This window comes from Peribacillus sp. YIM B13472, assembly GCF_042788005.1.
GTDB lineage: Bacteria > Bacillota > Bacilli > Bacillales > DSM-1321 > Peribacillus > Peribacillus simplex_E.
The window spans coordinates 82,357-95,798 of record NZ_JBHZPG010000006.1 but is presented as its reverse complement, the minus strand read 5'-3'; the positions used below and the strand labels follow the sequence as shown (position 1 = coordinate 95,798).

The following is a 13,442-nucleotide window of genomic DNA, read 5'->3' as shown; positions in this document are numbered from 1 at the left end:
TCACATCATGAATCAGGATATACCTGATGCGTAATGACAAAAGCTTTTGATAATGAAGCCAATTAATTTTAAAAAAATCTGAAGGGGGTCATTTTTTGACCAATTTAAAAAGAACACCACTATTTGAGGTTTATCGTGAATACGGAGGTAAAACGATTGATTTTGGCGGCTGGGAACTTCCTGTCCAATTTTCGGGTATAAAGGACGAACATGAAGCCGTACGTACAAAAGCGGGGTTATTTGATGTTTCCCATATGGGGGAAGTCGATGTTAAGGGTCCTGGGAGCCTTTCCTTTTTACAGAAGATGCTGACTAATGATATATCAAAGCTGCAACAGGGCGGTGCCCAATATACCGCCATGTGTTATGAAAACGGAGGCACAGTTGATGATCTTATCGTGTATAAAAGGGCTGAGGACGACTATCTGCTCGTGGTCAATGCAGCGAATACAGAAAAAGATTTCAATTGGCTGCAAGCTAATTTAACGGAAGATGTCCAAATTACGAATGTATCGAGTGACTATACACAGCTGGCACTTCAAGGACCATCTGCAGAAAAGATATTACAAAAACTATCGGAAAATACTGACTTAAGTGAAATTGGATTTTTCAAGTTCAAGGAAAATGTCCTGATCAACGGTATCTCCACGTTGGTATCCCGTACTGGATACACTGGTGAAGATGGTTTTGAGATATATAGCGACAGTGAAAATGGTCCTGCCCTTTGGAAGGCGATTATGGAAGCCGGAAAGGAAGAGGGGGTTCAGCCGATTGGTTTAGGTGCTCGTGATACCCTGCGTTTTGAAGCGAAACTGCCGCTGTATGGGCAGGAGCTTTCAGCGGACATCACCCCGATGGAAGCCGGTATTGGTTTTGCAGTAAAAGTGGATAAGGAAGTGGATTTTTTCGGGAAAGCCGTTCTTGCTGAGCAAAAGGAGAAAGGAGCTCCCCGCAAGCTTGTGGGAATTGAAATGATTGACCGTGGCATTCCACGTCATGGGTATAAGGTCTACAGCGGTGATAAAGTCATTGGCGAGGTCACGACCGGTACCCAATCACCAACGTTGAAGAAAAACGTGGGATTGGTACTTATCGATAAGGAATTTTCGGTGCTGGATGCGGAAGTCGAAGTGGAAATCCGTTCCAAACGTTTGAAAGCCGTTATCATACAAACACCTTTTTATAAAAAACCACGTAAATAGAGAGGAATGGTCATTAGATGAAACATCGTTATTTACCCATGACAGAGCAAGATAAACAAGAAATGCTGCAAGCGATAGGGGTATCTACTGTTCAAGAACTTTTCAATGATATCCCTGAAAGCGTTCGTTTTCAAGGAGAATACGATATCAAGCCTGCTAAATCGGAACCTGCATTAATGAAAGAATTATCAAGGCTTGCTGCCAAGAATGCGGACCTTAAAAGCTATGCTTCCTTCCTTGGTGCGGGTGTCTATGACCATTACGCACCGGTCATCGTCGATCATGTTTTATCCCGTTCTGAGTTTTATACGGCTTATACACCCTATCAGCCTGAAATTTCACAGGGTGAGCTTCAGGCGATCTTTGAATATCAAACGATGATATGTGAATTGACGGGCATGGATGTAGCTAACTCCTCCATGTATGACGGCGGGACGGCGCTAGCTGAAGCAGCCATGCTTGCTTCAGGCCAGACACGACGCAAGAAGATTCTCATTTCAGGAACCGTTCATCCTGAATCAAGAGAAGTTGTGAAGACATATGCGAAAGGGCAACGCGTGGAAGTGGTCGAAATTCCTTATAAAGACGGTGTGACGGACTTAGCTGCTTTAAGTGAATTGGCGAATGATGACATTGCAGGAGTGATCGTGCAATATCCGAACTTTTTTGGCCGCATCGAGCCATTGAAAGAAATGGAGGAAATCATTCATGGAGTCAAGTCCATGTTTATCGTTTCCAGTAACCCGCTTGCATTGGGAGCTTTGACATCCCCTGGTGCACTCGGTGCAGATATCGTAACGGGGGATGCCCAGCCATTCGGCATTCCAGCGGCATTCGGGGGACCTCATTGTGGATATTTTGCCGTTACTAATAAACTTGTTCGGAAAGTTCCGGGCCGACTCGTCGGTCAAACGGTGGATGAAAATGGAAAAAGGGGATTTGTACTGACGCTTCAAGCTCGTGAACAGCACATCCGCCGTGACAAAGCCACATCCAACATTTGTTCCAATCAAGCTTTGAATGCCTTGGCAGCTTCTGTTGCAATGACCGCGCTTGGGAAAAAGGGTGTCAAAGAAATGGCCGTGCAAAATATTCAAAAAGCGCATTATGCGAAAAAAGCAATCATGGCAAAAGGGGCGGAAGTGATATTTGACGGTCCTTCGTTTAATGAATTTGTCATTAAACTGCCTGCTTCGTTTTCAGAAATCAATAAAAACCTTTTTGAAAAAGGGATGATCGGCGGCTTCGATTTAGGAACGGTTTATCCTGAGCTGAAAGACCATATGCTGGTCGCGGTAACTGAACTTAGAACAAAAGAAGAAATTGATGCACTTGCGCAGGAATTGGGGGATCAACATGAATAATCAAGATCAATCACTCATTTTTGAAATCAGTACTTCCGGTCGAATCGGATACAGTCTGCCAGAAATGGATGTTGAAACTATTCCGCTCGAAGAAATTCTTCCTGCCGGCTACATCCGTGAAGAAGAGGCAGAGCTTCCTGAGGTGTCCGAACTGGATATCATGCGTCACTATACAGCACTTTCCAAACGGAATCATGGGGTGGATTCGGGTTTTTATCCGCTGGGTTCATGCACGATGAAATATAATCCGAAAATAAATGAAAATGTGGCACGCTTCAACGGTTTTGCCCATATTCATCCATATCAGGATCCGGCTACTGTTCAGGGAGCATTGGGACTATTATTTGATCTGCAGGAACACTTAACGGAAATCACCGGGATGGACCAAGTGACATTGCAGCCTGCAGCAGGTGCTCACGGTGAATGGACTGGATTGATGATGATTCGCGCTTTTCACGAAGCGAATGGCGATACAGAACGAACTAAAGTGATTGTACCTGATTCTGCACACGGTACGAATCCTGCCTCTGCAACTGTTGCCGGACTTGAAACGATTACAGTGAAGTCCGATGAAAATGGGTTAGTCGACCTTGAAGATTTAAAGCGTGTTGTCGGACCGGATACGGCGGCATTGATGCTGACGAACCCCAATACATTGGGATTGTTTGAAGAAAACATTTTGGAAATGGCACAACTTGTCCATGACGCAGGTGGGAAGCTTTATTATGATGGAGCCAATCTGAATGCAGTCCTATCAAAAGCACGCCCGGGTGATATGGGCTTTGATGTGGTGCACTTAAATCTCCATAAAACATTCACAGGCCCGCATGGCGGCGGCGGCCCGGGTTCTGGTCCTGTAGGGGTGAAGTCGGACTTGATTCCTTACTTGCCTAAACCGCTTGTGGTCAAACAAGGTGAGCAATTCGTTCTTGATTATGATCGTCCGCAATCCATTGGCAGGGTAAAACCTTATTATGGTAATTTCGGGATAAACGTGAGGGCATATACGTACATTCGGTCAATGGGTCCTGATGGCCTTAAAGCCGTCACCGAGAATGCGGTCATCAATGCCAATTATATGATGCGTAGATTGGAACCTTATTTTGACTTACCATATAATCGTCATTGTAAGCATGAATTCGTATTAAGCGGACGCCGGCAAAAGAAATTAGGGGTAAGGACACTCGATATAGCAAAAAGATTGCTGGATTTCGGGTATCATCCCCCAACCATTTACTTCCCGTTGAACGTGGAAGAAGGAATGATGATAGAACCGACTGAAACCGAGTCAAAAGAAACGCTGGATGCGTTCATCGATGCGATGATCCAGATTGCCAAAGAAGCGGAAGAAACCCCGGAAATCGTTCAGGAAGCTCCGCATACAACCGTTATTAAGCGGCTTGATGAAACTCTCGCTGCAAGAAAACCTGTTCTGCGTTATCAAGCATAGACTGATAGCTTACACGAAAAAAATCCCTGCCTGCCGGCGGGGATTTTTCATGTTTTATGTATTAGAATTCATTAAAGTCCAACAGTTAACTTTCATTTTCCTAGGCCCGCATGATGCACATGAAGGCTTTTTAATTTAAAAGAGCCCATGCGGAGATGGGGTCTTATTTCTTTGCTTTGATTTTCCCGGTCCACATCTTGAAACCGCCCTTTAAGTGAAAAAGTTCCCTGTAGCCCTTTTTGTATAGCATGGCTGCAGCTCTTCCGCTGATGATTTCGCTTTGAGCGTACAAATATACAGGCTTGTCCGGCCTAATTTCGACCAAGCGGGTTTTCATTTGAGTCATAGGGATGTTTCTTGCGCCTAAGATATGACCATTATCGAAATCATTCGGTTCCCGCACATCGATTAGCTGCACTTTTCTGTAGTTAGCGATAAATTCGTCCTGTGTTAATGTTTTAACGATTTTACGCTGGCGGTACCAATTAAAAAGTGAATACGCAATAACCACTCCTAAGATGATGAGCAGTGTATATAATATTTCCAAACATAAAAACTCCCTTCTACCTTAACGAATACAGACAATCTTTATTATATAATTGCTTTACCCAATAATCAAAAAGAATTTTCATCAAATTCTTCATCGACTTGATAGCACTTTCTTTTTTACAGTGTTAAAGTCTGTTAAACTACTACATGTGAGTTTTTTGTGGGGTATTGAAAAACAGTTTATTGAAACGAGGGGTAAGGATGACTAAAGAAAAATGGGGTTTTATAGATTCGGGGTATTGTTCACCGGCTTTTAATATGGCGCTGGACGAAGCACTGTTAAACTGGCAAAGCAAAGGGGAAATTCCGCCAATCATACGCTTTTACGGCTGGGATCCAGCGACATTGTCGATTGGTTATTTTCAAAAGGCAGAAGCGGAAATTGATATGGAAGAGGTCAAAAGGCAGGGCCTTGGTTTTGTTCGCAGACCAACAGGAGGACGAGCGGTACTGCACGAGCATGAATTGACTTATAGCGTAATCGTTCCAGAATCCTATCCAGGAATGCCAACTACCGTTACTGAAGCATATCGTGTCATTTCTGAAGGGATATTAATGGGGTTCAGGAATCTTGGATTGGATGCTTATTTTGCCGTGCCTCGAACCGAGCAGGAAAAAGCGGCTTTAAAAGCGCCCAAGTCTTCCGTCTGCTTTGATGCTCCAAGCTGGTATGAACTGGTCGTTGAGGGCAGGAAGGTCGCTGGCAGCGCTCAAACCAGGCAAAAAGGCGTCATCCTTCAACACGGGGCCATTTTGCTTGAACTTGATGATGAAAAGCTCTTTAGCGTATTTAAATTCTCAAATGACAGGGTTAAAGAGAGAATGCAAAAAAGCTTAAAAAATAAAGCAGTGGCCATAAATGACGTTGCTGGAAGAAAGGTTACCATCCCCGAAGCGAAAGAAGCTTTTGAAAAAGGTTTTGCCGAAGGACTTTCGATCGATTTAGAGCCATACGTCCTCACCGAAAAGCAATTGCAGGAAGTGAAGGCCATTGCGGAAAGCAAATATGAAAGCGATGAATGGAATTTCATGAGATAGACGAAGTGGGATAATTGGAGTGATTAAATAAAAAAGTTTTTTCAGATTTTTTTGACCAAATAAGCTTTCCCTTTCAGGGATAAGCCCTAAAAGGGATGGGGAAAAAGCAAGGTCCAAATTAATTGAAATCTGATGAAAAATTATTGTAAATCGACATTTTCCTCCCTTTTGCTAACTATATTAATTGATTTTACGTTTGACAAAATTAAAAGTTATTCAAAACAAACACAATATATAGTAGTTGAAATATTTAATACGACACTATATATTGATTTTTGAGTTTCGCTATGATAAATTTAGGGTACTTGTTAAGCGAAACGGACATGTAAGGCTACATAAGGATTTTTGCGGCAGCAAGAACGGATCTTGAAACATATAAAGGAGAGGGAATTATGTCGGTTGTAATAAAAGAAGCTTTAAAGGTTGATCTAGAAAGGTTGAATAAGGATATTTCTTTATTTCCCCAGGTTCACCCTGTAACTGCTGATATGAAAATGGCGCATAAGGGAGTGTCCCGTCTAGTCATGCTTGACCGCTATTCTTTTAAGGATACTGAAAAAATCACACTCTCGGCAGGCGATTTCGTCGTGTTGACGATTAAGGAAGATCCGAAATTCCCGGCAAGGGGTCTCGGTTACATCGTTGAAATTGATTGGGAAACCAAAAAAGCCAAGGTATTGGTGGATGACGAATTCCGTGGCGTTTTGGATAATCCGGAAGAAGTGGAGACGGGAATTGTAAACCGTCCGTTGGATATAATCGAAAAGCCGCTTGAAATATACTATGAACAAATTGCGAAACGTAATGCAACGGGCTTGGCATCAGTGGAAACCACGGAAGAAAAAAGAACGGAATGGTTCAATAAATTCTATGAAGAATTAAAGAACCTTAATTTTGTTCCGGCAGGGCGAGTATTATACGGTGCGGGTTCCAATACGGACGTTACTTATTTCAACTGCTATGTAATGCCATTCGTACCGGATTCACGTGAAGGGATTTCAGAACATAGGAAACAAGTGATGGAAATCATGAGCCGCGGCGGCGGAGTGGGTACGAACGGATCGACACTGCGTCCAAGAAACACTCTGGCAAAAGGCGTAAATGGAAAATCCTCGGGTTCAGTGTCATGGCTTGACGATATTGCGAAATTGACGCATCTTGTTGAACAGGGCGGTAGCAGACGCGGCGCGCAAATGATCATGCTTGCTGATTGGCATCCTGATATTGCAGAGTTCATCATTTCCAAAATGCAAAATCCAAGGATTCTGCGTTACCTAGTGGAAAACACTAAAGATGAAGCCATCAAGAAATATGCGACGGATAAATTGAAATTCACGCCGCACACGGAACAGGAAACGGCTATGTATCAAGGGATCATCAATTATAAGGAGATTCCTGGCCAAGGTGGTTTCAGCGAGAAAATCATTAGGGATGCAGAAGAAAAGATCCGTACAGGTGGAACGTACAGTGTCCATAATTCGGATTTTCTGACTGGAGCCAACATCTCTATTTGCCTGACTAAGGAATTTATGGAAGCGGCGGAACAAGATACGGAATACGAATTGCGTTTTCCTGATGTAGAGAGCTATAATGCCGAAGAAATGGCCATTTACAATGAAGAATGGCATAATGTCGGTGATGTTCGTGAATGGGAGAAAATGGGTCACAAAGTACGTGTTTACCGTAAAATCCGAGCTAAAGAGCTTTGGAACTTAATAAACATTTGTGCGACATATTCTGCTGAACCAGGTATTTTCTTTATCGATAATGCTAATGAAATGACGAATGCCAAAGCATACGGTCAGCAGGTCGTTGCCACGAACCCTTGTGGCGAACAGCCATTGGCCCCATATTCAGTATGTAACCTTGCGGCAGTCAATCTGGCTGAAATGGCTGATAAAGATAGCAGAACGGTTAATTTCGAGAAACTTAAGCAAACCGTCGAAGTCGGTGTGCGTATGCAGGACAACGTCATTGACGCAACTCCTTATTTCTTGGATGAAAACAAAAAACAGGCACTGGGCGAGCGCCGGGTTGGACTTGGTGTAATGGGTCTGCATGACCTGTTGATCTACTGTGAAACGGAATATGGCTCTGAAGAAGGAAATATCCTGGTTGACAAGGTGTTTGAAACGATTGCGACTACAGCTTACAGGGCTTCCGTGGAACTCGCTAAAGAAAAAGGCAGTTTCCCGTTCCTGACCGGGTCAACGGACAAAGAAACCAATGAACTTAGAACACGTTTCACACAAACCGGATTTATGGAAAAAATGCCGGAAGATATCAGGGAAAGTGTTGCTGAACATGGTATCCGTAACTCTCATTTATTGACAGTGGCTCCTACAGGAAGCACAGGAACGATGGTTGGGGTATCAACGGGTCTTGAACCATATTTCTCCTTCACGTATTTCCGCAGCGGCCGTCTGGGTAAATTCATTGAAGTGAAGGCTGACATTGTACAGGAATACTTGGATCGTCATCCAGAAGCCGATACAGAAGAGCTTCCAAAATGGTTCATTTCCGCGATGGAATTAGCTCCAGAAGCACATGCTGATGTTCAATGCATCATTCAACGCTGGATTGACAGCTCGATCAGTAAGACAGTAAATGCTCCAAAAGGATATACTGTCGAACAAGTTGAAAAAGTATATGAACGTCTATACAAAGGCGGAGCAAAAGGCGGTACTGTATATGTGGATGGCAGCCGTGACAGTCAGGTCCTTACGCTCAAAGCGGAAGAAAACCAAATGGACGAGCAGCTTGAAATGGATGAATTGACAGATGTGGAAGTTAAGAAAAAAGTTGTATTGGTCGATACGATAAATGAACTGCGTTCGACGAATGTTACAATTGGATCGGAAGTGGGTAACACTTGCCCGGTCTGCCGTAAAGGTGAAGTCCAGGAAATGGGCGGATGCAATACTTGCACGAATTGCGGAGCCCAATTAAAATGCGGGCTATAAGCTGATGGAAGGGAAGTCGTTAAGTATGCTGCGAAGCTATCTTAACGGCTTTTTTTCATATATGTGAGGTAGTAACAGTCAGTTCAGTTACATAGAAGACCGAATCATCGTAAATTCGGTCTTCTTTTTGCGTTCAATCAACCATTTTCATTTTGCTGCCTTATTTCCTTTTCGGCTAGATATTGGTTTCCGTCCTTCAATACCGAAAATTCATCGACCGAGTCTCCAGGTATATTCCTTGGATTTGGATATTTATTATCTGTTTGCACGGTAATCGTTTGTTTCCCCATTCCATTTGTCAAGAAGTTTCGTTTATTAACCATATCGCATCTCCTTCATTTTGAGTTTCCAAGTAAAAACAATCATGAGGATAACAGAATAAAGAAAAACTATCCTTATGAATTAGATTGTGTAGTTCGATTGAAAGTATGAACAAATCGATAAAAGAATGGAGAACGAAATGAAACCATTTATGCCACAGTTAGTATATATCGAGCCCAGGGCACTGGAATACCCGCTCGGCCGTGAATTGAAAAAGAAATTCGAAGATTTGAACATTGAAATCCGTGAGACCACATCGCATAACCAAATTAGGGATCTTCCTGGAGAAAATGATTTGCAAAAATATCGTGTCGCCAAATCGACCCTTGTTGTAGGAATCAGGAAAACATTGAAATTCGATTCTTCGAAGCCATCTGCTGAATATGCCATCCCTCTTGCTACAGGCTGTATGGGGCATTGTCACTATTGTTATTTACAGACGACACTCGGATCAAAGCCATATATTAGGACATATGTGAATCTTGACGAGATTTTCGAGGCAGCCGAAAAATATATAAATGAGAGAAAGCCTGAAATTACCCGTTTTGAGGCAGCCTGTACATCGGATATCGTCGGAATTGACCATTTGACACATTCGTTAAAAAGGGCTATAGAATATTTTGGCAAAAGTGAATATGGGGTTCTTAGGTTCGTAACTAAATTTCATCATGTCGATCATCTGTTGGATGCTGAACATAATGGAAAAACGAGATTTCGCTTCAGTATAAATTCACGTTATGTGATAAAGAATTTCGAGCCCGGAACTTCGAGCTTCGAAGAAAGGATGGAAGCGGCACGTAAAGTGGCAGGTGCCGGATATCCCCTGGGTTTTATCGTAGCACCCATATATCGTCATGAATCATGGAAGGAGGGCTACCATGAATTATTCGAACGGTTGAGTGAGTCGTTAAAAGGGGTGGATATCCCTGACTTGACTTTCGAATTAATCCAGCATCGGTTTACTGGTCCGGCAAAAAAAGTGATTCAAAAAAACTACCCGAAAACAAAATTGGAACTGGACGAAACGAAGCGTAAATATAAATGGGGCCGATATGGAATCGGTAAATATGTTTATCAAAACGAAGAAGCCGCAGAACTGGAAACGACCATACGTGGGTATATAGCGGAATTCTTCCCGAAAGCGGAAATTCAGTATTTTACCTGAATCAAGGTAAATATCTATTTAAAACTGTCATAAATCGCTCCAATCCTGCTTAGAAATGTAAAGACCGGATTAGGGGAGGGCAGCTATGATTATTGACGGCGTTTTTTCCGGAGGCGGGATTAAAGGCTATGGTTTAGTGGGAGCCCTGCAGGAATTAGAGGAACGGGGATTTGTATTCCATCGGACAGCCGGTACAAGTGCAGGCTCCATAATTGCAGCTTTCGTAGCAGCTGGGTACACAGGAAAAGAAATGGAAAAGCTTTTTCTTGATATAGATTTAAGCGGACTGCTGGATAAAAGGCGTGGTCTTTTGCCTATCCCGCTTGCCAAATGGCTCCTTGTATACTGGAAACTTGGCCTTTATAAAGGCGACGCTTTGGAAGCCTGGGTCGCCAGTAAACTTGCCGTAAGGAATGTATTCACTTTTAAGGATGTTCGACCGAAATCTCTCCGTATCATAAGCTCTGACATTACAAATGGGAAATTGGTGGTACTGCCTGATGATTTACCGAACTATGGAATTGATCCGAGCACTTTTCCAGTGGCAAAGGCAGTAAGAATGAGCTGTAGCATTCCTTATTTCTTTGAGCCAGTCAAACTTGATGTCGGAAAAAGCAAGTTCCTTTTTGTTGATGGAGGTGTGTTAAGCAATTTTCCAATGTGGCTATTCAATTCAGATCATGTAAGAAAGGAAAGGCCGGTCATCGGCTTGCGGCTAAGTGTCGATGAGATATGGAAACCGCATGAGGTGGATAATGCGGTTGAATTGTTCTCCGCACTATTCAAAACGATGAAAGATGCCCATGATGCACGGTATATTTCCAAGAAACACGTCCATAATATTGTATTTATCCCGATGAAGGGAATTTCTGCAATGGATTTCAACCTGAATGATGAAAAAAAGGGTGAATTGATGAATCGGGGAAGGCAGTGCACGAAAGAATTCCTTAAAAATTGGACTTATTGATGATAAATAAAAAATCGGGCTCTTAAAAAGAAGCCCGATTTTTCTTTTTATTCTTTTTCCCTTCGATGACGGTTAAGTGACTATCCGTTTTCTTTCTCCATTTTATTTTCTTTGATGATTTTGCTGCAGAGAAGCTAGCCACATTATCTTTTTTCGAAGTTCGGTTTTTTAGCCTTTTTTTCGATTGGCGGGCAGCCTTTCGGAATGCTTGCTGCTCTTTCTTAACTGGTTTTCCCTTTGTTAATCCGGTATAAATCATATAAATAATCCCTGCGACAATGGCTATTATGAGAATGTTCCTAAAAAAGCCAATCGGGTCATTAAATAGTCGGCTCATTAGTCCGAGGACTCCGAGGGCGATGATTCCGTATATCATGAAAGATATGAAACGTTTCAACAAAGACACCTCCTTAAGAGCATCATAAGCATTTTTAGCTTTTTTTAAACATTGTTAATGTAAAATATTTGAAAAAAAGTGAAGAGCATTCCCTTAGTTAGTATATGATTTTCCATAATCAAAATGTGTATAGAAGTTTTACACAATTACATCGGATTCTAAACTTTTTTCTGTCTCTTTTTCCATCCTTAACAGTTCTTGGAAGGATGCCAATGCGACTTCGACTTGATCATCGGTAGGGGCTTTGGTTGTCAATAACTGAAGCCAAAGGCCGGGATAGCCAAGGTAACGCAGAATGGGAATATCTCTTACTTTGTTGGTCAACTGCAGTACCTCGAAGGCTATGCCAAGCACGACGGGGATAAGCAAAATGCGATTGACGACACGAACCCATAACGGATCCGTTGGTACGAGAAGATAGACGAACATGCCTACAATGACAGTAAATAAAATAAAACTGCTGCCGCAGCGATAATGAAGGCGGGAACTTGCCTGCACATTTGCCACAGTCAATTCTTTTCCGTTTTCGAAGCAATTGATCACCTTATGCTCAGCTCCGTGATATTGAAAGACTCGCTTGATTAATGGCGTCAAGGAAACTACATAAATATATACGAGCAGTAAGATCAGCTTGAACAAGCTTTCCACTAATACCTGAGCCGTATGGCCACTGAAAATGGGTTCTGTCAATTTTGCGAGGAAGACAGGAATCAAGGTGAAAAGCAATTTCCCAAATAGGAAGGAGATCACACCGATCACGGCAACACCTAGCCAAAGACTTAATTTGGAGGGTTCTTTGGTTTCTTGTTTCGTTTCGACCTGTTTTTCCCCGTCTTCTTCTTCATACTGTTCTGTGGAAAAGTTCAGATGTTTCGAGCCGGTAGCACTGGATTGGATCAATGATACGATCCCCCGTAGAAACGGTATTTTTTTCATAAGCTTTACAGCAGGTTTCGATTCACGCGGTAAATGATAATAAGCGATCGTTGAATCTTTGCGGCGTACCGCAGTGACTGTGTGATGTTTGCCGCCGAACATGACGCCTTCCACTACAGCCTGCCCTCCATAAACGGGTTTTTGAACCTCAGACATTTCTACACCAACCTAATAGTTATTCACGTAGCTCTCTCAAGGGTGCTAACATGTTTATTATCAAGCATCACAAGGGTTTAAAGGCGTTCCAATAAAAATGAATGGAAGCTCTAACCCTGCGATTACTTTATGAATGTTGAATCACAGGAAGGTAGTATCCTGTGTACATTATAAACTTCAACAGAGGATGGGTATTTTCCTCTGAAAAAAGTAGATTATTTATGATTTAATCATACAGAATAAATCACAAAACCTCTAGTGATTCTCCTTCCTAAGAATAAAAAAAAATAGTTCTAATTAACAAAGGGCATACTACGTAGCGGAGGTGATTGATATGTCTTCTAATGAAAATGGACAAATTCAACAGGAATATCAAAGCATGTTAATCTACAATGTACTTGCTGTCGGTTTTGTTGGGGGGGCTTTAGCCAGTTTTATCGGAATCTTAGCCCATTATGTTAATTTTATGGATTTTAGCCCGAAATTCATACTAACTTCATGGTCCAACATGACCTGGATCGATCATTGGCTCGGTACGGTAATGACCATAATTTTATTCGGAATTCTATCCGTGGGGATCGCTTTTATATACTCTAGTCTTTTTAAAAGGATGAAGAGCATTTTTTCGGGTGTATTTTTCGGAGTGGTTTGCTGGGCTTTGCTGGTTTTTGTCCTAAAACCGATGTTCGTCGATTTGCCAACCTTTTCTAAAATGTCAGCAAATACGGTTATAACAAGTGTCTGCATTTTTATTATATACGGTCTTTTTATAGGGTTTTCTATATCATACGATCATCAGGAATATATACGTCAAAAAAACAAAGCCGAGAAGCAATCGGAAAGCTGATTGCTTCTTGGTTTTAAAAAAGTAGTAAGACAATTTGTAATTATGATAGAATGTTCATGGAAAGCATTCTTTTAACATGAGCAGGTG

12 protein-coding genes are annotated in these 13,442 nt (G+C 42.1%); 8 read left to right on the top strand and 4 right to left on the bottom strand.

Annotated elements, in window-relative coordinates:
• Positions 1-95: 95 nt before the first annotated feature.
• Genes gcvT through gcvPB form a run of 3 tightly spaced genes read left to right on the top strand, consistent with a single transcriptional unit; the run spans position 96 to position 4,016 of the window.
• Positions 96-1,202: a glycine cleavage system aminomethyltransferase GcvT gene (gene gcvT / locus ACFX4I_RS06915; protein WP_309518742.1), complete on the top strand. Its 1,107-nt coding sequence runs from the start codon at positions 96-98 to the stop codon at positions 1,200-1,202.
• Between the two features lie 17 nt (positions 1,203-1,219).
• Positions 1,220-2,566, top strand: coding sequence for an aminomethyl-transferring glycine dehydrogenase subunit GcvPA (gcvPA, locus tag ACFX4I_RS06910; protein WP_377419777.1), 1,347 nt, complete (start codon positions 1,220-1,222; stop codon positions 2,564-2,566).
• Positions 2,559-4,016, top strand: coding sequence for an aminomethyl-transferring glycine dehydrogenase subunit GcvPB (gene gcvPB, locus ACFX4I_RS06905; RefSeq protein ID WP_230302553.1), 1,458 nt, complete (start codon positions 2,559-2,561; stop codon positions 4,014-4,016). The genes gcvPA and gcvPB overlap by 8 nt, the downstream gene beginning before the upstream one ends.
• A 163-nt stretch (positions 4,017-4,179) precedes the next feature.
• Here gcvPB and ACFX4I_RS06900 read toward each other — a convergent pair whose 3' ends face one another.
• Positions 4,180-4,563, bottom strand: a complete 384-nt coding sequence (locus ACFX4I_RS06900) for a rhodanese-like domain-containing protein (RefSeq protein WP_076365383.1) — start codon at positions 4,561-4,563, stop codon at positions 4,180-4,182.
• Between the two features lie 203 nt (positions 4,564-4,766).
• Between ACFX4I_RS06900 and ACFX4I_RS06895 the strand changes: the two genes are divergently transcribed.
• Together ACFX4I_RS06895 and ACFX4I_RS06890 are read left to right on the top strand one after the other, a co-directional pair.
• Positions 4,767-5,603: a lipoate--protein ligase family protein gene (locus ACFX4I_RS06895; protein WP_230302554.1), complete on the top strand. Its 837-nt coding sequence runs from the start codon at positions 4,767-4,769 to the stop codon at positions 5,601-5,603.
• A gap of 392 nt (positions 5,604-5,995) precedes the next feature.
• Complete coding sequence (locus ACFX4I_RS06890; RefSeq protein ID WP_230302555.1) at positions 5,996-8,566, top strand: vitamin B12-dependent ribonucleotide reductase; 2,571 nt, start codon at positions 5,996-5,998, stop codon at positions 8,564-8,566.
• A gap of 137 nt (positions 8,567-8,703) precedes the next feature.
• On the opposite strand, the gene ACFX4I_RS06885 is transcribed toward ACFX4I_RS06890, so the two are convergent.
• Complete coding sequence (locus tag ACFX4I_RS06885; RefSeq protein ID WP_230302556.1) at positions 8,704-8,889, bottom strand: hypothetical protein; 186 nt, start codon at positions 8,887-8,889, stop codon at positions 8,704-8,706.
• A gap of 137 nt (positions 8,890-9,026) precedes the next feature.
• Here ACFX4I_RS06885 and splB point away from each other — a divergent pair, with 137 nt between their 5' ends.
• Entirely contained in the window at positions 9,027-10,052 is a 1,026-nt protein-coding gene (gene splB, locus ACFX4I_RS06880) for a spore photoproduct lyase (RefSeq protein WP_283931911.1), read from the top strand.
• An 85-nt stretch (positions 10,053-10,137) separates the two neighbouring features.
• On the top strand, positions 10,138-11,019 hold the full coding sequence (locus ACFX4I_RS06875) for a patatin-like phospholipase family protein (protein WP_230302558.1): 882 nt from the start codon (positions 10,138-10,140) through the stop codon (positions 11,017-11,019).
• 22 nt (positions 11,020-11,041) lie between these two features.
• Here ACFX4I_RS06875 and ACFX4I_RS06870 read toward each other — a convergent pair whose 3' ends face one another.
• Together ACFX4I_RS06870 and ACFX4I_RS06865 are read right to left on the bottom strand one after the other, a co-directional pair.
• Positions 11,042-11,416: an SA1362 family protein gene (locus tag ACFX4I_RS06870; protein ID WP_081395494.1), complete on the bottom strand. Its 375-nt coding sequence runs from the start codon at positions 11,414-11,416 to the stop codon at positions 11,042-11,044.
• A 138-nt stretch (positions 11,417-11,554) separates the two neighbouring features.
• On the bottom strand, positions 11,555-12,508 hold the full coding sequence (locus tag ACFX4I_RS06865; RefSeq protein WP_230302559.1) for a DUF1385 domain-containing protein: 954 nt from the start codon (positions 12,506-12,508) through the stop codon (positions 11,555-11,557).
• Positions 12,509-12,842: 334 nt separating this feature from the next.
• Here ACFX4I_RS06865 and ACFX4I_RS06860 point away from each other — a divergent pair, with 334 nt between their 5' ends.
• Entirely contained in the window at positions 12,843-13,355 is a 513-nt protein-coding gene (locus tag ACFX4I_RS06860; protein ID WP_230302560.1) for a YqhR family membrane protein, read from the top strand.
• The last annotated feature ends 87 nt before the right edge of the window (positions 13,356-13,442 follow it).